We start from the raw sequence: 26,532 nt of genomic DNA, 5'->3' as shown, positions 1-26,532 counted from the left end.
GTTATTACACGCAAATATGAGAAGCATATTGGATAAAGCCCGATTTATTTTTTGTTAATGGTACAGGCAGTATTTTTGTAAACTGATGAACATCATTTTGAATATAGCGTAAATCAGTTATCTTTACTCCTGTAATTCTATCAGATAAATCACCATAATTCAGATATCATGAAAAAGTTAGTCCTTGTTTTAGCCATGGCAGGCTTTTTAGGCGCCGGTGCAGCCCCAGCATTTGCCTGCGAAGGCGGTAAGTGCAAAATGGAGCATACTGATAAAGATAAATCAGGCAAAAAAGGTAAAAAAACTGCTGCTACTGCTGAAAGCTGCCACATGAAAGGCGCCACAGCCGAAGCCGGTAAAACGCCCTCTTGCTGCATGAAGAAAGATGCAAAAGCTGATGCTTCTAAAACAACCAAAGAAACGAAAGCGAACAAGTAACTATAGTTTTATAGTTCCAATAAAAGCCTTCTGCCAAGCGCAGCAGGCTTTTTTGTTTTTTGCGTTTGATACGCTGAATTTAACTCTTAACTTTCAACTCTTAACTATAGCCATACTTTACCATGAAGCAATATTTAGACCTGATGCAGCACATCCTGGACAATGGGGTGAAGAAAGAAGACAGAACCGGAACAGGTACCCTGAGCGTTTTTGGTTACCAGATGCGCTTTAACCTGGCCGATGGCTTTCCGTTGGTGACTACAAAAAAAGTACACTTAAAGTCTATCATTCATGAGCTGCTCTGGTTTTTAAAAGGGGAGACCAATATTGCGTACCTGAAAGAGAATGGCGTGAGCATCTGGGATGAATGGGCTGACGAGAATGGTAACTTAGGTCCGGTTTATGGTTCGCAATGGCGCAGCTGGCCAACCCCTGATGGCCGCCACATCGACCAGATCACGCAGGTTGTAAACCAACTGAAGAACAACCCGGATTCCAGAAGAATTATAGTTAGCGCCTGGAACGTAGCCGAAATCGAAAACATGAAGCTGCCACCTTGCCACGCGTTTTACCAGTTTTACGTAGCCGAAGGCAAACTTTGCTGCCAACTATACCAGCGATCCGCCGATGTATTTTTAGGCGTTCCGTTTAACATTGCTTCGTATGCGTTATTAGTTTTAATGATGGCACAGGTAACCGGGTTGGAGCCGGGAGAGTTTATCTGGACCGGCGGCGACACACATTTATATACCAACCACTTAGAACAAGCCCAACTACAGCTTACCCGCGAGCCGCGGCAGTTGCCAACTATGGTTATTAACCCAGAGGTAAAAGATATCTTCGGCTTTAAGTATGAAGACTTTGAATTGGTAAACTATAACCCGCACCCGGCTATTAAAGCGCCGGTGGCTGTATAATTTATAGTCTGTTGCCTGATGTAGGAAAAATAGCGTAAACAAAAAGCTGCGTTTATACTTTATAGTTGTATTCACTAACCACTTTATACTATGAAATTAAAAGCTTTTTTTACTTTACTGCTGGGGCTAGCTATACTACAGGTAAATGCACAGCCTACAGTTAAGCCTGACATGGTTAAGACCAACAAAGGACAACTCAAGATTCAGCCAATAACGCATGGTTCGCTGGTGCTGCAATGGAATGGCAAAACTATTTATGTAGACCCGTATGGCGGCTCAGAACTATACAAAGGCATTGCCAAACCCGATCTTGTACTTATAACAGACATCCACCCGGATCACCTGGACACCAAAACGCTGGACGGACTGACTTTGGAAGGTATAAAAATGGTAGTGCCACAGGCAGTAGCCGATCAGTTACCTGAAAAGTATAAAAGCCAGGCTGTTGTAATAAGCAACGGGCAAAGCACCAACCAACTGGGCATTCCGATTGCAGCCATACCAATGTATAACCTGCCTGAAGCTGCGGATGCTAAACATGTAAAAGGCCGTGGAAATGGTTATATACTGAACATAGGCGGCAAAAATGTATACATTTCCGGTGACACTGAAGACATACCTGAAATGCGTGCCCTTAAGAACGTTGATGTAGCTTTTGTAAGTATGAACTTACCTTATACTATGGATATAAACCAGGCAGCGAGCGGCGTATTAGAGTTTAAACCGAAAGTAATTTACCCATACCATTACCGCGGCACCGATGGCCTGGCTGATGTGGAAGCTTTTAAGAAAATGGTTAACGACCAGGATAAGAATATTGAAGTGAGGTTGCGCAACTGGTATCCTGAAGCAGCAAAGAATAAGGCTGCAGAAGTTAAGAAGAAGTAAGCTAAACTTTATACTTTAAAAGAAAGCACCGACGTTAGCCGGTGCTTTCTTTGTTATATATACTTTAAAATATATTCTATAACTTTAGCCTTAACTTTCCACCTAACTATAGTTAACTTGAAACAAACTTTACGCAACTATAAGCCTGTAAGGCTTGGCAGTATTACGTTTGGATTTCTGCTCGCCGGACTTACAGTTACAGCACAACAATTACCATCCGATTCCCTTTCGGTTCTCTATTCTGATGCACGTTATCAGGACCTTCGGAGGAAAGCTCAAAGCCTCACAGCAATTGATTTTAACAAAGGGTTAATCTCCAATTCGGAGCAATTATTTACGGGGAAATTTGCAGGGCTACAGTTATCAGCGCAGGGCGGACAGCCTGGGGCCGGGACACAGATACGGGTACATAACATTACTTCTATAACAGGTAGCAACCAACCACTTATTTTATTGGATGGCGTACCTGTTAACAGTCAGCAAACATCATTTTTTACCGGTGTACTTAACTTTATAAATCCTTCTGATATTGCCTCGGTTACCTTCGCAAAAGACGATGCCACGTTAGCAGTGTATGGGAGTAGGGCAACAAATGGGGTACTTTTTATAAACACAAAGCAAACCCATAAAAGCGACAGAATTCGGGTACAGTATACTTCCACTGCAGCCATATCGGTGCTCCGCAAAAAGGCCGATGTACTCTCTGCTGATCAGCTCAGGGAAGTAGTAGAGAAGGAATACCCGGAGGAGGCAAACCTGCTTGGTAACTATAGCACCGACTGGCAGGATGTTATCTACCGCAATGCCTATAGCCACGACCAGCACCTTAGCCTGTCCGGGTCTATACTTAAAGCGGTGCCTTTCCGTATCTCAGCAGGGCACCAAAACCAACAGGGCATTCTTAAGACAACACAAAGCAAAAGAAATACACTGGGCCTGGCTCTAAACCCGAGTTTTCTGCAAGACCATTTAAAGCTTAACCTGAACCTGGGAGGAGCACAGCAGGATAGCAGGCTGGCGCAACCAGATTTAATTTACAACGCATTAATTTTTGACCCGACCCAACCGGTTTACCAGGATAACCAATACGGTAATTATTTTGCTTACCTGGACGAGAACGGTAAAGCAGCCAGCTATTCCCCGCTAAATCCGCTTAGTTTACTGGAGCAGCAGCACCTGACTGATGAAAATAACACGATGGCTGGAAGTGCACACCTGCAATACAAATTCCATCCGTTGCCTGCCCTGAAATTAAATTTGCGCTATAGTTACCAGGCTACAGATAATGCATATAAGCTAAGTGTAGATGAAAAGCTGGCTGCTTTAGAAGCTCGTAATGGCAGCATAATGCTCCAGGATTTTGACAGGGGTACAAAAAACAGGTTTACCGAAGCGTTTATAGTTTACGAACATCCGGAGCAGCTACTGCAAAGCGACATCAGTATCTTGGCCGGTGTTGCTGATGCAACTATAAAGAGAGTTCAAAATTACCGCGAATGGATGTATAACGGTACCAGCAGCTGGTGGCAAAAGTATAAAACCGAACGCCAGACACGAAATTTATTCGGAAAGGTATCGCTGTTGCACAAATCGAAGTATGGAGCAGACCTGGCATTTAGCAGCGTGAGGGAATCTAACCTGGTATCCGGAAACAACATGTTTAACATTGCTGTTGGTGGCCACTGGAACCTGCTGAAAGAAAACTTTATGGTTGAACAGTCGTCATTCACCAGCCTTAACTTGTATGGTAATCTTTCTTCCTTTAAAAATGATAACAGCTTGGCATTTGTTGAAAGCGCACCCTCAACAAGCCCGTATTATGGAACATTAGTTGATCCTGATTTAAAGCCTGAGAACATTATAAAACTAAACCTTGGCGCAAGCTTTGGTTTATTGGATGACAAATTACATGGTAAACTTTCATACACCAGATCAAAAGTAAAAGGCGTGATCCATCCGGTGGGTGTAAGCAGGCAAACCGGCTATGAATACTACCTGGCAAATGTAGCTGACTTTACTTCTTCCGGTTTAGAAGCAGCCATGCAGTATAAATTGGTCTCTAATGAACAGTTTGAGTGGGGTGTAGGTACAACTATAAGCTATAACACCACAAACCTTACTAAAATGCATAACGGTATGAATGGAATAAGTTATAGCCCCAATTATAGCGGTTATGCTTATTTCATAAGCAGACCGGGGCAGCCAGTAAACACGTTCAGGTTATACGAGCATGCATATGACAATAACGGCCGCCCAATAGCGGACACATATAAACGTAGTCAGAATGGCGCCTATATACTATCTGAAAAAAACTCACCCGACCCTAAACTTTTGCTAAGCGTTAGCTCTGATCTGACCTATAAAAAATTAAGTATGGGCTTGTTATTCAGAGGTAGCACAGGCAATTATGTTTTCAACGCCTTAGAACAAAGAACTGGCTATTTTCTGGCTACTGAGAACGATTCGTATCTTATGAATGCAGCTGGCAGTTATTTAAAAGACGGGTTTTTGTTTCCGCAACTGCGTTCAACACATTTCCTTGAAAATGCTTCTTTTATAAAACTGGAATATATACAGTTGGGCTACCATGTTGGTAATCTCTGGAAGGATAAAGTAAATATGAGCTTAACGGCAACTGCTCAAAATGCACTGGTATTAACCAAGTATAAAGGCCAGGACCCGGAAGTAATAAACGGTGTAGATAACGGACAATACTCTAACCCGGCAACCTATAGTTTAGGCCTTAAACTGGACATTTAACAATTTTGATTTATCTCACAGAAAAGCACAGGTACCCTGCCTGTGCTTTTTTTATTGACTTAAAAATCCTAATTCCGCACGAAGTTTCGTTACAAAACCTTCATCTATACTTACAGCTTTGCCATTTATACTTGCTATACTCCGGATGCCTGTAACATTACAACTAAAAATAGCATCTGTTTTTAGTAAACTGGCAGCGTCAAAATATACTTCTTTTGTTTTTATATCTGCTTTGTTCGCCCAACGAAGTATATTCTGCCTGACAATTCCCTTTACACAACCGGTTTCGATTGCCGGAGTAAACAATACTTCTTCTTTAAGCCAGAAAATATTAGAAGAGATAAGTTCTGAAACCTGATTCTGTCGGTTTAACAACAGCATATCATCGAACCCTTTTTCTTTTTTCTCGATACCCGCCATTACATACAGCAGCGCATTTGGGCCTTTAAAAAAGGAGAAGGGGCTAAAGTTGGTAGTTATAGTTTCGCAGATGCCAATTTGCAGGGGAGTTGTTGGAGCAGGAGTAACCGGAACTATAGTTGCCAGCCAGTCGGCTTGGTTAGTTTCGGGCGTATATAGTCCGCAGCCGCGACGCCATAGTTTCATTTTCAATCGGCCATAGTTTGCAGCATTATTTGTCTCAGCCAGCTGTAACAGCTGTTCATCCAAGTCACCTGAAACTATAGTTTGAGGCAATTCTAACTTTAAAACATTTGCCGCAGCCTGCATACGCGCCACGTAGTCATCCCAGAATCTTAGTTTTCCGTTCGCAACTATAACCGTCTCAAAAAAGCCATCATTAAACTGAAAGGCCCGATTTGTTAGTGGCAGTTTCAGTTCTGATTCTGGAATAAAGTCGCCGTTGTAAAGCAGCATTTAGTATAGTTAAGAGTTGAAAGTTGAAAGTTAAGAGTTTTTGATTGTTGGTTGGTAATGGATGATTGTTTTCTCTTTCCCAAGCATGCAGAACTCGCTCGCGTCCCGCGAGTGTGGGTTACCCGAGGACTCTGGCGCTTAAATTTATAGTTCGTGAAAGCCATACTTTTATAGTTTGACTATAAGTTTATGGTTATATTATAAAGTGGCGGGACCCCACCAAATAGCTTACACTCGTGGGACGCGCGAGCGAGGGCAATAGCTATAACAATCAAACTACCTTATCAACCCAAACCGTTTACCCGGCATGGCCTTTACCATACCTTTAAACTCCAGCGTTAATAGCACCGAGGCCAGTAGACTTACAGGTATCTGCGTCTTCCAGCTGATGTTGTCCATGTGCTCGTCCTGCGTTTGTACTAACAATGTCAGCACTTTGATTTCGTCTTGTGTGTATTCTTCAGGTGAGAAGACTTGATTTCGCAATTTTCGGGCCTGTGTCTCATCTTCCAGGTCCCAATTCAGTAGTTCCACCAGATCCTGCACCGATGTATAAATAGCTGCTTTATGATTTTTAATCAGATGGTTTGGCCCTTCGGAGACCGGAGAAGTTACATTGCCCGGCACTGCCATTACTTCTTTGTCATAGCCATGGGCTAAGTCTGCGGTAATGAGTGTTCCGCTTTTAAGTGTTGCTTCCACAATTATAGTACAGTCACTCATACCAGCTATAATTCGGTTGCGTGCCGGGAAGCGTGGGGCATCGGGTTTGGTGCCAAATGTGCTTTCAGATAACAAGCCGCCTTGCGTTAGCATTCGTTCTGCATACTTGCGGTGAACTGCCGGGTAAACGATATCTGGTCCGCTGGCCATTACGCCTATAGTTGGCAAACCTGCCTGCAATGCTGCCCTGTGCGAAACAATATCTACGCCATAAGCCAAGCCACTAACTATAAGCACATTATAAGGAGCCAGATCAGCCACAATTTTTTCGGTCATAGCCTGGCCATAGTTGCTAACCTGGCGCGTACCAACTATAGAAATAATGCGACGCTGGTTCAGGTTGCCGTTACCTCTAAAGTATAAAAGGGTAGGAGCATCGGCGATCTGCTTCAGTCGGTCGGGGTACTTTGGCGAAGTATAAAACAGTAGCTGCACTTCATGTTCTTCGGCCTTTTTCAGCAACTCTTCAGCCTGCAACAAAGCTTGTTTTGCGCCTTGCGTTATGTTTTTATAAGCGGCCGGGCCAATCCCCGGAATTTTCTGCAGTTTTCCCGGCGGGGCATGAAATACGGCATGTGGTGAGCCGCAGTAACTTACCAGTTGGCGTGTCATCTGCGGACCAATTCCATGCAATTGAGTTAAAGCTACTTCGTATAGTTGCTGATTTTCTCCCATAGTTAGAGAGATTACGCAGCAATTATGCTTTAGTGTTCAGCTGACTTTTGATACCAACTAAAAAAGCCCGCACTTTCTCCAGTGAATCAATCATATCTATCTTGTCCTTGGTCTGCACCGATTTGTTTTTCATCACATCCTTAGCGCCTTGAATAGTATATCCACGCTCTTTTACCAGGTGATACACTGTGCGAAGCGTTTCAATATCCTGCTTGGTGTACTGGCGGTTACCTTTCTTGTTTTTCTTTGGGCGCAACTGCTCAAATTCAGTCTCCCAGAAACGTATAAGCGACGCGGCAACATCAAACATGGCGGCAACTTCACCAATCGTATAATACTGTTTCTCTATTTCTTTTTCTTTATAAGGCATATGGCTATAGCTAAAGTATAGTGAAAGCACTGTTAATTTTCGGCCTGATGTTACTGTTTACAGCTAAAATATGCTACTTTTGCTAGTAATTGGCTAACCGGAACGCGAAAATTAGTCGTGCTTCTGAAAGGCAAAAATTCTATATTTTTTGTTCTTAAACAACAAGTATAGCAGATAGTATCTAAAGGCTTAATAATCATAGATGAACTCAGCTGAGATAAGACAAAAGTTCCTGGATTTCTTCGCTTCCAAGCAGCACCAGATCGTGCCATCGGCCCCGATCGTGGTTAAAGACGACCCAACCCTGATGTTTATTAACTCGGGTATGGCCCCTTTCAAAGACTACTTTTTGGGCAACAAGCCAGCGCCGTACAAGCGCATCGCCGATACCCAGAAATGCCTTCGCGTAAGCGGCAAGCACAACGACCTGGAAGAAGTAGGTTACGACACCTACCACCACACCATGTTCGAAATGCTGGGTAACTGGTCGTTTGGCGATTACTTTAAAAAAGAAGCGCTGGAATGGTCGTGGGAACTGCTTACCGAAGTGTACAAGCTGCCAAAAGACAGGCTGTACGTTTCCGTTTTCCAGGGCGATGCTTCCGAAAACTTGCAAATGGACCAGGATGCTTTCAATATCTGGAAGTCGATGATCGCGGAAGACCGTATCCTGATGGGTTCTAAAAAGGACAACTTCTGGGAGATGGGTGATACCGGTCCGTGCGGTCCTTGCTCTGAAATTCACGTTGACTTAAGAACAGATGAAGAACGTGCGCAGGTTGACGGTAAGTCTTTGGTGAACAACGACCACCCGCAGGTTGTCGAGATCTGGAACAACGTATTCATGGAGTTCAACCGCCTGGCTGATGGATCACTGGTAAAACTGCCTGCGCAGCACGTAGATACCGGCATGGGCTTCGAGCGTTTGTGCATGGCTATTCAGGGCAAGCGTTCCAACTATGATACCGACGTTTTCCAGCCGTTAATTCAGTTTGTAGCAAAAGAAGCTGGTTTAGTTTATGGCGAGGATGAGAAAACGGATATTGCCATCCGCGTAATTTCTGACCACATCCGCGCTATTGCCTTTACCATTGCCGACGGACAGCTGCCGTCTAATAATAAGGCTGGTTATGTTATCCGCCGTATCCTGCGTCGTGCCGTGCGTTATGGTTTCACTTTCCTTGATTTCAAGAAGCCGTTCCTGTACAAACTGGCTGCCGTTCTGGCCGACCAGATGGAAACTGTATTCCCTGAGTTGAAGCAGCAATTGAGCTTTGTTCAGCGCGTGATCGAAGAAGAAGAAAATGCTTTCCTGCGTACGTTGGAGAATGGTCTGAAAAGGCTGGATGCACTGGAAGCTAAATTTAAAGAGAATAACAACACCATCGATGGCAAAACTGCTTTCGAACTATACGACACCTTCGGTTTCCCGCTGGACCTGACGGCCCTAATTGCCCGTGAAAAAGGCCTGACAGTAGATGAAGCAGGTTTTGGCGTGGAGATGGAGCAGCAGAAGAACCGTTCGCGCAACGCATCGGCTTCGGAGCAAAGCGACTGGGTTATCATTCAGCCGGATGTAATTACCGAATTTGTGGGCTACGATTGCAATGTTTCGGATTCACACATCGTGCGTTACCGCCAGGTTAAGACGAAGAACAAGAGCGAGTATCATATCGTGCTGGACAAAACTCCTTTCTATGCAGAGAGTGGTGGTCAGGTTGGCGATACCGGTTATCTGATCTCTGATTCGGAGCAGATCGAAGTACTGGACACCAAAAAAGAGAACGATCTTATACTCCATATCACAGCTAAGTTACCGCAAACTATAGATGCAGCTTTCAGAAGTGAGATCGATTTTGAGCGCCGTAACTATATCCGTAAGAACCACTCTGCTACGCACTTACTGCATGCCGCTTTACGTAAAGTTTTAGGTGAGCACGTGCAGCAGAAAGGCTCATTGGTAAATGAAAAAGTACTTCGTTTTGACTTCTCGCATTTTGCTAAAGTAGAAGATGCACAGATCCGTGAGATTGAGCATATCGTGAATGAGCGTGTGCGCCAGAGCATACCATTAGAAGAGCAGCGTAACGTGCCTATTGCCCAAGCCAAGGAGATGGGAGCAACTGCCCTTTTCGGCGAGAAGTATGGCGAATATGTACGTGTTATCGCTTTCGACCGTGAGCATTCGGTAGAGCTTTGCGGTGGTACGCACGTGTATAATACCGGCGAGATCGGTTACTTCAAGATCGTATCTGAAAGCTCGGTAGCTGCCGGTGTGCGTCGTATTGAAGCCGTTACTGCTAAAATTGCAGAAGACTTTGTTCATGCGCAGTTAGATGAACTACACGCCGTACGTGAAGTACTAAATACCCAAAGCAATGTATCAGGTGCGGTGCAGAAACTACAGGATGAAAATAAAGCGCTGCAGAAGCAACTCGAGCAGTTTGAGTTGAAGCAACTAAGCGGCTTGAAAGATACGCTGGCACAAAAAGCACAACAACTGAATGGTGTAAGCCTTGTAGCCGAACAGATAGAAGTAAGCAACGCCGACCACTTGAAGAAGCTTGCCTTTGATATGCGCCAGGTAGTTGATAACCTTATACTTGTACTGGCAGCTGAAATCGACGGTAAACCACAGATCGCGGTAATGCTTTCGGATAACCTGGTTGCTGAGAAAAACCTGAATGCCAGCCAGATGGTACGCGAACTTGCCAAAGAAATCAAAGGCGGTGGCGGTGGCCAGCCATTCTATGCAACTGCCGGCGGTAAAGATACTGCAGGCTTACAGGCAGTGCCAGGCAAAGCAGTAGAACTTGTAAAGAACTTAATGAATAGTTAATAATGATTAATTAATAATGACCAGTTGATGATGGGGAAACTATAGTTATTACTCATTATTCATTCGTCATTAATCATTAAAAATCAATGGAACAATCAATCAGAAATAAATACCAGGCGATTATTGGCCTGGAAGTACACGCGCAGTTGCTGACGGAGAGCAAGGCTTATAGTTCTGACTCTACAGAATACGGTATGCTGCCAAATACCAACCTGAGCGCTATCACACTTGGTCACCCGGGCACGTTACCGCGCATCAACAAAACGGTTGTTGAGATGGCCGTAAAGATGGGTTTGGCTACCAACTGTAACATTACGCGCTACAACATTTACGCCCGTAAGAACTACTTCTATCCTGACCTTCCGAAAGGATACCAGATCACACAGGATAAAACGCCTGTTTGTACGGCTGGAAATGTAGTGGTGAAAGATGCTGATGGTAACGACAAAAAGATCGGTATCACGCGCATCCACATGGAAGAAGATGCTGGTAAGTCGATGCACCTGGCTGGTGAGACCGAGACATTGGTTGACTTTAACCGTGCCGGTGTACCACTTATCGAGATTGTATCGGAGCCGGATATCCGTGACTCTATAGAAGCTTATAACTACCTGACTGAGATAAAGCGTTTGGTAAAGTACCTGGACATTTGCGACGGTAACATGGAAGAAGGCTCGCTGCGTTGCGATGCCAACATTTCGGTGATGCTGAAAGATTCGCCGCTGTGGGGTACGAAGGTGGAAGTGAAGAACATGAACTCCTTCCGTAACGTGCAGCGCGCCATCGAGCACGAGATCGAGCGTCAGATCATTGTACTGGAGAATGGCGGCACGGTAGATGGCGAGACGCGTAACTTCGATGCCAACACCGGTACAACTACAGCCATGCGCTCTAAAGAAACACTGAACGATTACCGTTACTTCCCGGAGCCGGACCTTCCGCCATTAGTTATTGAGCAGGAATGGCTGGAGCGCATTAAAGAAACGATGCCAAGTCTGCCACAGGAACTATACAAGCGCTTTACCGAAGAGTATGGCCTTCCGGAATATGATGCCAATGTACTGACTGATGCCAAGGAAGTAGCGTTATACTTTGCCGAGCTTTGCAAGTATACCACCAACTATAAAGCGGCATCTAACTGGGTAATGGGTCCTGTTAAATCGTACCTGAACGAGTTGCAGCTGCACATGAAGGATTTCCCGCTGCAGCCGCACAGCATTGCCGAGATCATTGCGCTTGTGGATAAGAATAAGGTAAGCCACTCCGTAGCTTCCAAAAAGATTTTTCCTTACATGCTGGAAAACCCGGGCACACCGGCGCATCAGGTAGCCGAAGAGCAGAACCTGTTACAGGATTCTGATGCCGGAGCACTGGAAACTATAATTGCAGAGGTACTGGCAGCTAACCCGGCTAAAGTTGCTGAGTACAAAGCCGGCAAGCAAAGCCTGGTAGGTATGTTTATGGGCGATGTAATGAAAAAGACCAAAGGCAAAGCTGATCCGAAAGTTGCTAATAAACTATTAATTGAACGCCTGAACGCATAATCATTCTGGATATGAAGAATTATAAAAAGTACCTTGCATTTGCCTCCTTGGTTGCTTTGCTGGCAAGTTGCCAGGGAAATAAGTCAGCTACTAACGGCGACAATGGATATAGCATTCAGGGTAAGCTTACTAATGCTACTGCAGGAAGTGACATTTACCTGTTTGAGCTGGATAAGCAGCAATTTGTACCTCGGGATACAGCTAAAATTGAGGAGAACGGTTCTTTCAATTTTGATGGTGAAACTACAGAACCATCTTTTTACCGTGTAACTATAGATCAGCGCGACGGCGTGATACTGGTTCTGGATAAAGGTACTAATGTTGTACTTGAGGCGGATGCCAAGAACTTTAATCTTTCATCTAAAATTGAAGGCTCCGAGGATTCTAAGCTTTTCCAGGAGCTGAATAAAATGGTGAACGAAAAGCAGGCTAAAGAAATGGAATTGCAGCAGCGTTTTATGCAGGCCAATTCTGAAGGTAATACAGCTGAAGTGGAGAAGATCAGAGCTGAATTTAAAGCGATGCAGGATAACCTGAAAAGCTTCCTGGCAAAGCATCCGGCATCTGTTGTATCAACCTTTGGTACACTTACTTTAATTGACCCGATGAACGATTTTGCTTTTGCTGATAGCATGTCAACGCTTTACAGCAAAAACCTGCCTAACTCAAAGTATACCAAAGAACTGGACGAGAAACTGAAAGGAATGCGCAGCACGGCGGTAGGGCAGCTGGCTCCGGATATTACGTTGCCAACTCCGGAAGGTGGTTCTGCATCTTTGTCTTCGCTACGTGGTAAGTATGTCCTGATTGATTTCTGGGCTAGCTGGTGTGGACCGTGCCGTAAAGAGAACCCGAATGTGGTGCGCATGTATAACGAGTATAAAGACAAAGGCTTCGAGATATTTGGCGTTTCATTGGACCAGAATCGCGAGAAATGGTTGAAAGCAATTGCCGATGATAAATTGACCTGGCCACATGTATCAGACCTGAAAGGATGGGAAAGTGCAGCCGCCGGACTTTATAACATCACCGCTATCCCTCAGACGTTGTTATTAGATAAGGAAGGTCGCATAATCGCTAAAAATCTTCGTGGTAAAGACCTGGAAGATAAACTTGCTGAGGTGCTGAAGTAAGACTAAGATTTTCTGGATTCAAAGATTTCAGGATTAGGTAGAGACATGGCAAAAGCTGTGTCTCTATTTTTTGACCAGTGATTAAACTGATTTCTCTGATTTTTAGGATTTCTGTCCTCACAGCGTTTTTAAAACCTGTGAGCGTCTTTGATGATTCGTAGCCAGACACTCACAGGTCTTCAAGACGCTGTGAGGTCTTCATAAAAAAAGAGACGCAAAATGTTACGTCTCTATAGTTCTCTTTTAATCTGTGGTTCAGATTACTTAAATACTTTCTGTAGTGCTCCCCAAAGTAATTTTTTCTTTTCCTGATCATGTTCCAGGTCTGCCAGTGCATGTGAGAAAACGATCGGGACGTTGCCCAGCTTTACCGGATTATATAACGTGAATTTCTCATGTGGCAGGTTGGAGTCTACGCGGCTTGCAAAACTCAGGATATAGTTTACCTGAAGTGTCTGCTGCAACTCTTCAAACACAGCAATTTTACCTGACACGTTATTTACATAAGCCACATCCGTTGGCTGTAAACCAATAGCGGCGAGTATTTTGTTCAGGAACTCCAGTTGCGGCAGCTTCCTGAATTCTTCATCGGCTATAGTCACCAGTACTGCCACGCCCTTACTGTTCTCGCCAATCACGTTATACTTTGCAGGTTGTGCAGGTGCATCGGTTTTAGGCAGCTTTGGAATTGCAAGCGTAGCTTTAGGTTGCGGGGCAGGGGCAACTATGGTTTCAGATTTAGTTACAGTTACTGGGGCAGCAGTTTCTACTTCCGGAACTATAGGCGCCGGCACGTCACCTTCTACCAGAAAAATAGTCTCCGGTATAAAGTTTTTAAAAAACTCATTGTTAAGATCTTCTGCCTGTAAACCTGCCATTGTTTTATACTTCTGCGCCGCTTTCTTTAATATCGAAAATAGATTTAAGCTCGTTGGCTTCACTTGGCTTCATGCGGCCTGCTAACACTAAACGTAACTGTCGGCGGCGTAATGCACCATCGTATAGTTTAACTTCTTCTTCGGTTTCAGGTATTGCTTCAGGCACATCAATTGCTTTGCCCGACTGGTCTACAGCTACAAACGTGAAAAATGCCTGGTTTGAAAGCACTTTTTTTCCGCTTGGGATATCTTCGGCATAAACCACAATATGCACTTCCATAGATGAAGCGAAAGCACGCGTTACTTTTGCCTCCAGGGTAACAACATTGCCTAGTTTTATACTTTCCTTGAACGATACGTTATCTACGGAAGCCGTTACTACAATGCGGTTAGAATGCTTTTGCGCGGCGATGGCTGAAACAATATCCATCCAGTGCATCATTTTACCACCCATCAGGTTGTGCAGGGTGTTGGTATCGTTAGGCAATACCAGTTCCGTCATGATCACATAGGATTCGCTTACTTTCTTTTGTTTACGCATAGTGGTTCATAGTTTATGCTGCAAAGATAGGGCAAGCGCGTCCAAACTAAAAACGCACACCACAATTTGACTAAAAGATAAACTATAGTTTGTAGCTTAGTTGCCAGCATCCCAGCCTTCGCGGCCTAGCAATGGCACAAATTTAAAATCGTCGAATTCTTCCTGTTCAAACTCTGTTTCGGTAGTTCTGGTTATACGTAGCATCTTCTGGCTACTTTCATTGCCTACCGGTATTACCAGAATGCCACCAACATTTAGCTGCTTTAACAAACTACGGGGTACAACTGGCGCTCCGGCAGTAACTATAATCTTGTCGTAAGGCGCGTGCATTGGTAAACCTTCGGAACCATCGCCATGGAACGTGTGTGGCTTTAATCCATACCTGGCAAAAAAACGACGGGCCTTCTCGTAAAGCGGTTTGTTGTATTCTATAGTATACACGTTTGGCGTAATCTGCAGTAAAACGCAACACTGGTAACCGGAGCCTGTTCCTATTTCCAACACTTTGTCGGTTGGTTTTAAACGCAGCAGTTCTGATTGGAAAGCAACTGTATATGGCTGCGAAATGGTTTGTCCTTCCCCGATCGGAAAAGCCTTGTCCTGGTAGGCCTGCTCTACAAATGCCTTCTCGAAAAAGAAGTGACGGGGCACCGCTTCAATGGCAGCCAGCACGCGCTCGTCGCGGATTCCTTTCTGGCGAAGATGCTGCACCAGGCCGCGGCGCATTCCTTTGTGTTTATACAGATCAGTTTCCATGTTAAGGTTATAGGTTGGCTATACGTATACTTACTGCCAGCAGGCGCCGGGGGTTCTTGTTCGCGAAAATAACGAACTATAGGCTATTTTACTGTATAAAATCAACTTTACTTTCGGGGTGCTGCAGTAAACACGTATCTTTGCAGGGCAAAAAACAGAACTATGTTTACCGGAATTATAGAAACTTTAGGCAGGGTAGAGGCCATCCGTGAGGAAGCTACAAACAAGCATTTTGTACTTTCTTCGGCGTTTACCCATGAGCTGCAAATAGACCAGAGTGTTGCCCATAACGGTGTGTGCCTTACGGTAGTAGCCATTGAAGGGAACAGCTATACTGTAACTGCTATTGACGAGACATTAAAGAAAACTAATCTGCATGCTTTAAAGCAAGGCGATGTGGTTAACCTGGAGCGTTGCATGCAGGCAAATGGTCGTTTTGATGGGCACGTAGTGCAAGGCCACGTAGACCAGACCGGCATCTGCGAAAGCGTTACAGACGAAAACGGCAGCTGGAAATTTACCTTCTCTTATGATACCAGCACCGGAAATGTAACCGTAGAAAAAGGCTCAATCTGTGTAAATGGCATTAGCTTAACTGTAGTTGATTCTCAGGAAGATCGTTTTTCCGTAGCTATTATACCGTATACTTACGAGCACACCAACTTACATAGTGTAAAGCCCGGCGACTCGGTAAACCTTGAGTTTGATATTATCGGGAAATATGTAGCCAGGCTGCTAAACCGGTAATTTATTAAAAGACCTCGTAGCGTGCGCAGCTCCTACGAGCGTCTGCCTACGAAGCACCTAAAACGCTCACAGGTTTTAGAAACACGGCGAGGTCATTACGCTTTTAAACTAAACCAGCTATATTTTTTGATTACGATGGCATAACCTAACGAGCAAACGTAAGCAGCAAAACTACCAACTATAGCACCGCCAATTACATCGCCCGGGAAGTGTACGCCTAAGTAAATACGGCTATAGGAAACTATAACTGCCCAGGTTATAAGTATAAACTTAAAAATCGCGTAACGGTCGGAGAGGATGAGGTTAAAGAAAACCGCAAAACCAAACGCATTAGCCGCATGCGACGACATAAAGCCAAACTTACCACCACAACCGGCCACCAGGTTTATTACATCCGATAAAGTTTCATCGTGACAAGGGCGAAGACGTGCAAAGTAAGGTTTAAAAATGCCGGAAGTGATGCTATCGGCCAAAGCTATAGTTAAGACAGCTAAAAGAAGCATCGGTATACTTTGCTTTTTATATTTCCAGATTACATATCCGATCAGGCCCAGGTAAAAAGGCACCCAAACGTATTTATCTGACGCAAAAAGCATGATCGGATCCCAGAAAGGCGACTGCATGTCGTTCAGGTAAACAAAAAGCTCCTTGTCCAGCTCAATTAACTTCTCAAGCATCGGCTATAGTACGTTTATCCAGTCGATGTCTTTTTTCAGGTAGTTCTGTGTTAGCTCTTCAGGGCTATCAGGCTCTGTTTTATGGTTGTATACCCACGAGGCAAGCTCCGGTAAACTCATCAATATAGATTCAATACGGCCACCCGTCATCAACCCAAATTTGGTACCGCGGTCATAAACCAGGTTAAATTCCACGTAGCGGCCACGGCGAATCAGCTGCCACTTTTTCTGATCTTCATTATAAGGTAAATCGCGGTTCTGCTTCATGATACTGGTATAGAACGGCGCAAACGCATAGGCTACATCCTTCACAAACTCAAAGCGCTGCTGCAGGGTAAACTCATCAGTAGCCATCAGCCTATCAAAGAAAATGCCACCTACACCGCGGGTTTCGTTGCGGTGCACGTTAAAGAAATAGTCATCAGCCCATTTCTTAAACTCCGGGTAATAGCTTGGGTGGTGCTTGTCGCAAACCGCTTTCATGGCCTTATGGAACTCTTGGGCCTGCTTCAAATCCAAATAGATAGGAGTTAGGTCAATGCCACCACCAAACCACGCTTTACCGTCGCCGGCTTCAAAGTAGCGCACGTTCATGTGCGTAATAGGCACCATTGGGTTGTGCGGGTGCATCACTACCGAAACGCCAGTCGCGAAAAAGTTAGGGTCCGGCATTTCCAACATTTTCAGAAACTGCGGAGAAAGTTGCCCGCCAACTGCCGAGAAGTTTACACCGCCTTTTTCCAGTACCGCACCGTGCTCAATTATGCGTGTTATGCCGCCGCCGTGTTCGGCATGTTGCCATTCATCTGTCTGAAAAGTGGTTCCACCATCGCAGTTTTCAAGGTCACGTACCAAATCCATCTGGAACTGGCGCATAAAGGCTTCTACTTCGTCTCTGAACATATTATTTTGATTGACAGTTTGACTTAATGACAAAAGACAAAAGGACTTTTATCAATGATTTCCAGCCAAAAGTCTTTAATCCATTGTCATTAAGTCTTTTGTCTAGAAAGTACAAAATTACTCAAATAAGCCGGTTCTGCCGAACACAACTATAGATTTTAGAAACAGCGTTGATTTTAGTATCTTCGGGCAATACAAAAGTATAAACTATGTCAAAAGATACTTTGGAAGACTTTAAAGTGGATGTTGCGCTCCTGAAGAAAGCCTACCGCCTGATGATAACTGCCAAAACCCTTGCAGATACCTACGAAGAAAACAAAACCATTTGTAGCAAGTATGTACACAGTACCTCGCGTGGCCACGAAGCAATACAACTGGCAGCCGCGTTCCAGTTAAAATCGTACGATTACGCCTCACTTTACTACCGCGATGATTCTGTACTGCTGGGTATAGGTATGCAGCCTTATGAACTAATGCTGCAACTGATGGCCAAAGCAGATGATCCTTTCTCTGGTGGTCGTACCTACTACGGTCACCCGTCGCTGCGCCGCGAAGGTTTCCCGGTTATTCCACACCAGAGCTCAGCCACCGGTATGCAGGCAATTCCGGCTACAGGTATGGCGCATGGTATTGCTTATTTAGAGAACCAGGGATTGTTGAACGGAGAAGAGAGACCAGTTGTACTTTGTTCGCTGGGCGATGGCTCGGTAACGGAAGGTGAAGTGGCCGAGGCATTCCAGATGGCTGTGTTGAAAGGTTTACCAATCGTTTACCTGGTACAGGATAACGACTGGGGAATATCGGCAACGGGCAAAGAGATGCGTGCCATGGATGCCTATGAATATGCCGCCGGCTTTAAAGGCATGGAGCGCCTCCGTGTAAACGGCTATGACTTTGCTGAGTCGTATGAGGGCATGCGTATTGCCTTTGAATACGCCCGCGAAGTTCGCAAGCCTATATTGGTACATGCCAAAGTTCCGTTGCTTGGCCACCATACATCAGGTGTGCGCCGCGAATGGTACCGGGGCGATAACCTGCAGCAGCACGCCGTGAATGACCCGATTCCAAGACTAAAGCAAACATTGTTAAGCCTGGATGTGTCCGAAGACGAAATCTATAGTTTAGAGCAGGAAGCCCAAGCTATAGTTGCTGCAGATTATCAGAAAGCGTTGGACGCACCAAACCCTGAGCCGACTACATTTGACCAGCACGAATTTGCCCCTACGTCAGTAACGGAAGAAAAAGGCGAACGCACACCAGCAGGAGCTGAGAAAGCTATAATGGTAGATGCTGCGCTACATGCCGTAGACGATATTCTGAAAACTTACCCGGAAGCTCTGTTCTATGGCCAGGACGTAGGCGGTGAACTGGGTGGTGTTTTCCGGGAAGCAGCTTTGCTGGCTAAAAAATATGGTGATGCCCGCGTGTTCAACACCCCGATTCAGGAAGCGTATATAGTTGGTTCTACGGCTGGTATGTCGGCGGTTGGGGCCAAGGCTATAGTTGAGATACAGTTTGCGGATTATATCTGGCCGGGTATGAATCAGCTGGTGGAAGAGCTATCGAAGAGCTGTTACCTGTCGATGGGCAAATTTCCGATTCAGTCTGTGATTCGTGTGCCAATCGGTGCTTATGGTGGCGGTGGCCCTTATCATTCCGGAAGTATAGAATCTACGTTGCTAACGATACGAGGCATTAAAGTAGTGTACCCAAGCAACGCAGCCGACATGAAAGGTCTGATGAAAGCCGCTTTCCTGGATCCGAACCCGGTAATAATGCTGGAACACAAAGGCCTGTACTGGTCTAAAGTTGCCGGAACCGAAGATGCCAAAACAATAGAGCCGGATGAGAACTATATCCTGCCGTTAGGCAAAGCCAATGTAGTGCAGCATGCTTCGGAAGAAGAAATTAAAATGGGTAACTCCATATCGGTAATCACTTATGGCATGGGTGTGTACTGGGCTAAAACAGCTTCTAAACAATTCCCGGGCAGTGTAGAGATCCTGGACCTGCGCACGCTTAACCCGTTGGATTTTGATGCGGTTATTGCATCAGTGAAGCGCCATGGTAAAGCACTGGTATTAACCGAAGAACCATTAATGAATTCGTTTGCAGAATCATTGGCTGGCCGTATCTCGAAAGAATGTTTCCAGCAGTTGGATGCACCGGTATATACGTTGGGTGCGGCTAACCTGCCAGCTATACCACTTAATGTGGAGCTGGAGAAAATGATGCTTCCAAACCCTGATAAAGTAGCTGCAATTATAGAAGAACTGCTGAATTACTAATACCGAACTATAGTTGGTATAAACAGAAAGCCCCGCTAAACATAGCGGGGCTTTACTTATATATTTGGCTAAACTTTATCTTTTCAGTAAACTGTGGCTCTCGGTAAAGTGCTGGCCTTGCACCCGTATTATATACTTGCCTGCTGCCAGGTGCCCAATCTCTACCTGATGGTTTACGCCACTCTGTAACTGGTAACGGTTTACCACACGGCCATCCATGCTAACTATAGTTACAGTATAGTCGCCTTGTGGCAGTAAGCGTAGGTCCAGGTTTACATTCTCTGTTGCTGGGTTCGGGTACAGTGTCACCAACGATTTGCCGGTATGTGGGGCAGGCTGTACCGTAACAGTTCTGGAATAAACAAATGTGCCATCCATATCTACCTGCTTCAGGCGATAATAAACTATAGTTAACGGCAGTACAGTATCCAGGTAACTATAGTTTAGTTTTGAGTTACTGGTACCGGCACCTTTAACAGTAGCTATCGTTTTAAAGGTTTTGCCATCTGCACTGCGCTCTATCTCGAAGCGGTCGTTGTCTTTTTCTGATGCCGTTACCCATTTAAGCATAACCCCATCCGCATTTAATTTACCCTGGAAGCTGACCAGAGAAACGGGTAGCGGTGTTACAACGCCGGCATCGCGGTAATTCATTTTATTGTTTGCGTTTAACTGGTAAACTACCGCCGTTCCCGAATTAGCCGGATCGAACAGGTCTACAATGCCGTTACCGTTGGTGTCATGATAATACTTGTGGCCAAACTGTAAAAAGTTTTGAATCCCGTTAAAATCATCATCATCCAGCCAATCAGCGGTTTTGTTTGTGTTCAGATCTGTGTTTGGGTAATAACCGTTTGTGAAATTGGCAGCTCGTAGCATCAGATCATCGCCGGAGCCGCCACTGTTGTTATCATCAAACGACTCGATCATATCTGAAATGGCGTCGTTATCACTGTTCGTATCCAGGTAGTCTGGCACCGTATCATCGTCTGAATTTACGAGCACTACACCAGCACCAGCCGTTGCACAACCACAGGTCGGGTCAAAGGCATCGTCCAGTCCATCACGGTCACTGTCTGTACCATAGCGCAGGCGGTAACCGGCGGTAGTTTGTGCCTCCATCAGGTCTGGTAAGCCGTCGTTATCCGAGTCAAGGTCAAACATATCTTTTATTCCATCGCGGTCAGAATCCGGAAGGCTATACTTTGTAATGCCACTGTTGTCAGCTGTCTGGGCGGCTATAGTCATACCATTTGTGCTTACGGCGCCATTTAATATGCCTGCAGCCGTATTGTACCCAAAAGCCATTGGCATGGTACCCCCGTTTGCTTCAATAGCATTTGGTATGCCATCGTTATCCATATCAACATCCAGCGAATTGATGATACCATCCAAATCTGTATCAAACCAGTCGTTTATGCCATCGCCATTTATATCTGTAAAAGTTTTACCACCCGGAGAGATGAAACCAGTGTCACTATAGTTCAGTTCGCCGTCGTTGTCCTCATCGGCATAAGGGTCTGTCGTTCCCGATACCATCGTATCTGGTAAGCCATCGTTGTTGTCATCTATATCTGTAAAATCAGGAACGCCATCGCCGTCGCGGTCACCGTTTATAGTTATGGTGTGGTTGGTTATAGTTGTGGTATTTCCAAACTCATCCGTCAGATCTATACTTACCAGGTATGTGCCCGGGCGCAGTTTAAACGGATCGCTGACAACTAACTTACCATTGTTCTCCAGTGTCAGTCCGTTTGGTAAGGTCGTATTATTTAAACGGGCCGATGTTACGCTACCATCCGGGTCGGTCGGGTAAGCCAATACGTCACTCTTCTTATAGTCATAAAAGTTTTTGACACTGTTGGAAGAATAAGTAGCTGCACGGTCGCTGATGTTAAAAAGGATGGTTATCCGGTTATTACCTGCCTGCAGGTTTTGCCCGTTCGGGTCGTACTCTGCTGATGTTATCTTGTAACTATAGTTGGTTATAGCACCTGTTTTGTTCGGGATAACCGTAAACGTTAGATTCGTTTTTATACCACTCGCCAGTGTTGGTATGGTCCACACGCCTGTGCTGGCATCATACGTCCCTGTAGTAGGCAGTGCACTTACAAAAGTAAAGCCGTCCGGAAACACTTCCTGCACAGCAATGCCTGTTGCTTCATCAGGGCCAAGGTTTGTAACTTCAAGCGTAAAGGTGGTTTCTTTCCCTACATTCCGGGTTTCGGCAGGTAAACTATAGTATACCCGTATATCAGCTGTTTTATCGGTTGTTATAGATGCAGTTGCTTGGTTATCGGTTGCAAGTTTATCGTATTCGTTAGCCGTTTTAACTTTCGCTATTGTCTCTAAAGTACCTGCTATAGTTGGTTTGGCAGTTATGGTAAGAGTTTGTACCTGTGCGGGCAGCACATCAGAGCCAAGCGTCCAGATACCGGTTGTAGCATTATACGTACCCATTGTGGTTGTAGCACTTACAAACTCCAGTCCGGCCGGTAATTTGTCTTCTAGCGTTACGCCTGTGGCAGCATCCGGCCCAAGGTTTTCGACAGTAACCGTAAACGTGGTAGTTTGTCCGTTATAATATGGCCCTGCAGCAACGGTGTTGGTCACCTTGAGGTCAGCTACCGGAGCTACGTTAAATAAAGCTATGGCCACGTCATTTTCCTTAATCGGATCGAACTGATCCATAGAAGTTATTGTACCGCCCAGGTTCAATCGGCCGGTTGTGTTTGGTATACCTTTTACAACAAGTGTTTTTGTTTCGCCAGGTTGCAGTACAGGTATGATCCATTCGCCGGTTTTCATGCTGTAAGATGTACCTTCAGATGGTATCGGCGGATTTTCGAGCGAGAAAGTCAGGTAACCGGTTCTGGTATCTCTGCCCACCAGGTTGGTGATTACGTCTGGACCAGCATTTGTAACGGTTATAGTTATAGTTGCCTGCGTTACATTATGATAGAATACACCGTTTACATCGCCGGTTACTGCTATAGTTGTTACTGCATCTGCTTTCTTTTTAACTACAACATTTACAGTTCCGGTATCAGTATTCAGGTTACTGCCCTGGGTTTCATTAAGGCTCAAGCCCGATGCATTGAATGTGTATGTTTTATCACCTGTAACCGTATTATCTGGCAGGGATTTAACCGTAAGAATAAGCTCCGTAACATTACCTGGCCCTAAGCTGCCCACCATCCATTTGCCGGTTGCAGCATCGTATGTTCCGGTTCCGGGCGCACTTTTCACCAGCGACATACCGGATGGTACAAGCGAGGTAAGTTGCAAACCAGTTGCAGCATCCGGGCCATTGTTTGTGAGCTTCACTTTTATAGTTACCTCATCGCCGGTATAGCTGGTAGCTGCAGAACTGGTAATACTAACCCCTACATCTGCCGTTACCTGCCCCGAGCCAGACCTGATGGTATTGGATGCGGAGTTATTGTCGCTGAGGTTATCTGTTTCGGTGTGGGTTTGGGTAGCTGTGGTGGTAATAACAGCACTTTGGTTTATAGTTGCCTGTAAGGTTAAAGTAGCAGAGGAGCCAACGGCAAGATTCCCGATAGCCCAGGCGCCGCTTGTGGAGTTATAAGTGCCTACTGATGGTGTAGCCGACATAAATGTAAGCGATGCAGGAAGTTTATCTGTAACGGTAACATTCGTTGCGGCGCTCGGGCCGTTATTTGTAACCGTAACTGTATAGGTAACAGCATCGCCATTCGCATATTCTGTTTTAACCGGGCTTATGGTGTTTGTAACTGCCACGTCAGCTGCTGCGCTTACAGTTATAGTAGAGGTAGCTGAGTTATTTGCCGCAACGCCATCCGGCTCCGTATGCGTCTGGGCCGAAACTACAGAATAAGAGCCGCTCGCATTTACGATAACATCATAAGCAATGTAATGGACGGTATTTACCGGTATCGAACCTACGTTCCAGGTATAGGTAGTCGGGTTGTAAGTACCTGTGGTTACGGTAACCGGCTGCTTTACCTGGAAACTTGCCGGAATGGCATTAGTTACCACCACATTGGTCGCTTCGTTGGGGCCGTTGTTTTTAGCGCGTATCGTAATCCTGATCGTTTCGCCCTGGCTTGGGTTTAGGTTCGATACAGTATGCGTTATGTCAACATCTGCCGAAGGGTTAACCGAGATCGTATTAGATGATGTATTATTAGAGGAATTGTCGTCTAGTTCGTACCCGCTTCTGTTATTCAGGCTGGCCGTAGTGGTTATTGATCCCAGGGTGGTGGTTTTTGCTTTTAAAACCAGCGTGGCCGTTGGGGCAATATTCAGGTTACCTATAGTCCATATGCCTGTAGTTTTATCATAAGTACCTATAGTTGGCGATGCACTCACAAATGTTAACCCGGCAGGTAACAGGTCGGTCAGCGAAACGCCGGTGGCATTGTTAGGGCCCAGGTTCTTAGCAGTTATAGTATAGGTTACCTCATCACCGTTGTTAAATGTAGCGCCCGATGCCGTGTTCTTTACTTCAATATCCGCAGCAGAGGACACATTTATCGTAGCCGTGGCGCTGTTGTTGGTAGTTACGGGGTCCGTTTGCTGGGCAGCAGTTATCGTGGCTGTCTGGCTTATAATTCCGGTAACTTTAGGAGAGGCCGTAATGGTCAGAGTACGTGTTGCACCAGACCCCATATCCCCGATGGTCCAGTCGCCGGTAGTGCTGTTATAGGTACCCAAAGAGGCCGAAGCGCTGATAAAAGTAAGCTTTGCTGCATCCAGCAGGTCTTTTAGAATAATGCCTGACGCTAGCTGCGGCCCGTTGTTTTGTACGGTAATGGTATAAGTAAAAGGTTTGCCGATGATATAGTTACCGCCCGAAACAGTATGCGTAACGGCCAGGTCAGCCGAACAATCAAAGGTGTAAACCTGTGTCAGTTCCTGTTCGTTGGTGAAGCCGTACGTCCAGGTGTTTATCGTGTAAAGGTCGCCGGCGGTAGCATTGTTAGCTCCCCATTTATGCTGTCCACCACTTAAATTTGAATAATCGCCGGTAGAGGCCAGGCCAAATAACTGTTGCTGCGGCGCCGGAAACCTGGAAGCCAACAAATTAGAGTCATCCCAGAAAAGTTTACTGTTATAGTTTAGTGTAGGCGTACCGGCTGGCAAAGGGCGCACTTCTCCAACCCTGAAACCGTCCAGGTTCGTTTCTGCATCCCAAACCGGAAAGTTTAAGCGGCCGCTTCCGTTCTTAAAGTAGTATTTTATAGTTGTGCCTTTTGGTACCACTTGGCCAAGGCCATTCAGGCCGTCCCAGGTAATTACTTTGTTACCTGCCGGGCCGGTTTTCTCCAGCAATATGTCAGCAGTTCCCGGGTCGTAAGTGCCATTGTTGTTAAGGTCGATGAGAACCATAAACGTACTGCTCTCAGAGCTTGTGCCTGTAAAGGTTACGCCGCCACGGCCGGTCACAGAATTAACGCAGTAAGGCTGCGCCGTAACGCTAAAAGTAGGAGTAGTGGCTGTAGGCCAGAGGGCAGGGTCGGGGTTGTTAACGAAGTTCAGGTATTCGGGGTAATCAGAATTTGAGGTCTGGCTTTTGCGGCGCTCTTCAAATGTTGCGCCCATGTTGGTACCCATGCTATTGGTTACAAACCTGAAAAAGTTTTGAGGGGCTATACCGGCAAGTTCCAGCACTTTTACAAAGTATTTTCCTGGTTGCGTTTCGCTTGGTATAAGCGGGTACATGTCAAAATTCTTGGAAAATACGTTATTGGTACCGCCAGCTGAAAAGGCCCATAGTTTAGAGAACATACGGCCGGGTTTCTCATTTTTATTTGCATCCAGTACCGTAAAGTCCCAGTAATCATAAACCGAAAAACGTTGTTCCTGGCTAAGGCTTGCTTCATTTACCTGGTTAAACTCGAAAAATACATCCAGGTACGTGCTCCCGTTGTTTGTATAGGCTATACTGTTATACCCGGCAGCACCAGCCAGGTCATCAGGTCCGGCCAAGGCCTGGGCTGCGTTATCGATTACGCCCTTTTGCTGGTTTAACAGCATTTGCCTTTGAGATGATTTATTTCGGGTTAGGGTATGAGAGCCCGCAGTTAATTCTGTCCCATCAATGGAGCGGTATCTTACCGTAATGGTGAGGTCGTTTTGGTTGCCCGTGCCCTGGTCGTGTGTAGTACGGTGTACCCCGAAGTGGATGCTTTCGCCGGGAAGTACGCGCACATACAAGCGATGGTCAGGGGAATAAGTAGCTCCGTTATAGTTATAGCCCGGAGATTTAAGAAAACTCAGCGAAGTTGGGCCAACGCCTGCCGCCGATGCAAAGTTGGCATCGTGTGCCAGGTAACCGGCGCGTGAGTTATTCGGGTTTGTAAGGTCCGTTGAACTGCCGGAAGAATTGGGTGTCAGGTTTTTTGAACCTTCTGCCAGTACAAATCCCGGAGCTAATACAAGAAATAAAAAAACAACACGTAACAGTAGTTTCATAGGCTATGCAGCAATTTTATCTGAGTTTACCCAACCAAAAAAACTTATTTCCGTTTAAGGCTTTTTTATTGGGTTAAACTGCAAACTGAAAACAAACGTTGTAAGTTCCAGTTTAAA

General features: G+C 45.5%; 18 protein-coding genes. 9 read left to right on the top strand and 9 right to left on the bottom strand.

Annotated elements, in window-relative coordinates; all coding sequences use genetic code 11:
• Positions 1–168 precede the first annotated feature (168 nt).
• The 4 genes from GWO68_RS00900 (at position 169) to GWO68_RS00885 (ending at position 5,003) form a co-directional block, all read left to right on the top strand.
• Positions 169–438: a hypothetical protein gene (locus tag GWO68_RS00900; protein ID WP_162344510.1), complete on the top strand. Its 270-nt coding sequence runs from the start codon at positions 169–171 to the stop codon at positions 436–438.
• Between the two features lie 122 nt (positions 439–560).
• Entirely contained in the window at positions 561–1,355 is a 795-nt protein-coding gene (locus GWO68_RS00895) for a thymidylate synthase (RefSeq protein ID WP_162344509.1), read from the top strand.
• A gap of 90 nt (positions 1,356–1,445) precedes the next feature.
• Positions 1,446–2,243, top strand: a complete 798-nt coding sequence (locus GWO68_RS00890; protein WP_162344508.1) for an MBL fold metallo-hydrolase — start codon at positions 1,446–1,448, stop codon at positions 2,241–2,243.
• A gap of 117 nt (positions 2,244–2,360) precedes the next feature.
• Positions 2,361–5,003, top strand: coding sequence for a TonB-dependent receptor plug domain-containing protein (locus tag GWO68_RS00885; protein WP_162344507.1), 2,643 nt, complete (start codon positions 2,361–2,363; stop codon positions 5,001–5,003).
• A 51-nt stretch (positions 5,004–5,054) separates the two neighbouring features.
• Here the strand turns inward: GWO68_RS00885 and GWO68_RS00880 are convergent, their stop codons facing one another.
• The 3 genes from GWO68_RS00880 to GWO68_RS00870 form a co-directional block, all read right to left on the bottom strand.
• The gene (locus GWO68_RS00880) at positions 5,055–5,879 is read right to left on the bottom strand and encodes an aminotransferase class IV (protein WP_162344506.1); all 825 of its coding nucleotides are present in this window, start codon (positions 5,877–5,879) and stop codon (positions 5,055–5,057) included.
• A gap of 276 nt (positions 5,880–6,155) precedes the next feature.
• The gene (gene dprA / locus GWO68_RS00875) at positions 6,156–7,277 is read right to left on the bottom strand and encodes a DNA-processing protein DprA (RefSeq protein WP_162344505.1); all 1,122 of its coding nucleotides are present in this window, start codon (positions 7,275–7,277) and stop codon (positions 6,156–6,158) included.
• A gap of 22 nt (positions 7,278–7,299) precedes the next feature.
• Positions 7,300–7,647 (bottom strand): MerR family transcriptional regulator, encoded by a 348-nt coding sequence (locus GWO68_RS00870; RefSeq protein ID WP_162344504.1) that lies wholly within the window; start codon positions 7,645–7,647, stop codon positions 7,300–7,302.
• Positions 7,648–7,849: 202 nt separating this feature from the next.
• Here GWO68_RS00870 and alaS point away from each other — a divergent pair, with 202 nt between their 5' ends.
• From alaS to GWO68_RS00855, 3 genes are all read left to right on the top strand, one after another.
• A complete protein-coding gene (gene alaS / locus GWO68_RS00865; protein ID WP_162344503.1) occupies positions 7,850–10,486 on the top strand; it encodes an alanine--tRNA ligase in 2,637 nt (878 codons plus the stop codon).
• Positions 10,487–10,572: 86 nt separating this feature from the next.
• Complete coding sequence (gene gatB / locus GWO68_RS00860; RefSeq protein ID WP_162344502.1) at positions 10,573–12,030, top strand: Asp-tRNA(Asn)/Glu-tRNA(Gln) amidotransferase subunit GatB; 1,458 nt, start codon at positions 10,573–10,575, stop codon at positions 12,028–12,030.
• An 11-nt stretch (positions 12,031–12,041) separates the two neighbouring features.
• A complete protein-coding gene (locus GWO68_RS00855) occupies positions 12,042–13,163 on the top strand; it encodes a TlpA disulfide reductase family protein (RefSeq protein ID WP_162344501.1) in 1,122 nt (373 codons plus the stop codon).
• Positions 13,164–13,423: 260 nt separating this feature from the next.
• Here the strand turns inward: GWO68_RS00855 and GWO68_RS00850 are convergent, their stop codons facing one another.
• The 3 genes from GWO68_RS00850 to GWO68_RS00840 all read right to left on the bottom strand — a co-directional run bounded on the left by GWO68_RS00850 (position 13,424) and on the right by GWO68_RS00840 (position 15,338).
• Positions 13,424–14,041, bottom strand: a complete 618-nt coding sequence (locus tag GWO68_RS00850) for a hypothetical protein (RefSeq protein ID WP_162344500.1) — start codon at positions 14,039–14,041, stop codon at positions 13,424–13,426.
• Between the two features lie 4 nt (positions 14,042–14,045).
• Positions 14,046–14,582 (bottom strand): acyl-CoA thioesterase, encoded by a 537-nt coding sequence (locus GWO68_RS00845; protein WP_162344499.1) that lies wholly within the window; start codon positions 14,580–14,582, stop codon positions 14,046–14,048.
• A gap of 96 nt (positions 14,583–14,678) precedes the next feature.
• A complete protein-coding gene (locus tag GWO68_RS00840) occupies positions 14,679–15,338 on the bottom strand; it encodes a protein-L-isoaspartate(D-aspartate) O-methyltransferase (protein ID WP_162344498.1) in 660 nt (219 codons plus the stop codon).
• Positions 15,339–15,500: 162 nt separating this feature from the next.
• Here GWO68_RS00840 and GWO68_RS00835 point away from each other — a divergent pair, with 162 nt between their 5' ends.
• A complete protein-coding gene (locus GWO68_RS00835; protein WP_162344497.1) occupies positions 15,501–16,085 on the top strand; it encodes a riboflavin synthase in 585 nt (194 codons plus the stop codon).
• A 95-nt stretch (positions 16,086–16,180) separates the two neighbouring features.
• On the opposite strand, the gene GWO68_RS00830 is transcribed toward GWO68_RS00835, so the two are convergent.
• Positions 16,181–16,762, bottom strand: coding sequence for a phosphatase PAP2 family protein (locus tag GWO68_RS00830; protein WP_162344496.1), 582 nt, complete (start codon positions 16,760–16,762; stop codon positions 16,181–16,183).
• A gap of 3 nt (positions 16,763–16,765) precedes the next feature.
• Positions 16,766–17,665, bottom strand: coding sequence for an oxygen-dependent coproporphyrinogen oxidase (gene hemF / locus GWO68_RS00825; RefSeq protein ID WP_162344495.1), 900 nt, complete (start codon positions 17,663–17,665; stop codon positions 16,766–16,768).
• Positions 17,666–17,874: 209 nt separating this feature from the next.
• Between hemF and GWO68_RS00820 the strand changes: the two genes are divergently transcribed.
• Entirely contained in the window at positions 17,875–19,953 is a 2,079-nt protein-coding gene (locus GWO68_RS00820) for an alpha-ketoacid dehydrogenase subunit alpha/beta (protein WP_162344494.1), read from the top strand.
• Positions 19,954–20,028: 75 nt separating this feature from the next.
• On the opposite strand, the gene GWO68_RS00815 is transcribed toward GWO68_RS00820, so the two are convergent.
• Positions 20,029–26,415 carry a T9SS type A sorting domain-containing protein gene (locus GWO68_RS00815; RefSeq protein WP_162344493.1) on the bottom strand — a complete coding sequence of 2,129 codons (6,387 nt, stop codon included), beginning with the start codon at positions 26,413–26,415 and terminating at the stop codon, positions 20,029–20,031.
• Positions 26,416–26,532: the final 117 nt, after the last annotated feature.

This window comes from Pontibacter fetidus, from assembly GCF_010119545.1.
In the GTDB taxonomy this organism is placed as follows: domain Bacteria; phylum Bacteroidota; class Bacteroidia; order Cytophagales; family Hymenobacteraceae; genus Pontibacter; species Pontibacter fetidus.
The sequence above is the reverse complement of the archived record's forward strand: the minus strand, read 5'-3'. Positions and strand labels throughout refer to the sequence as shown.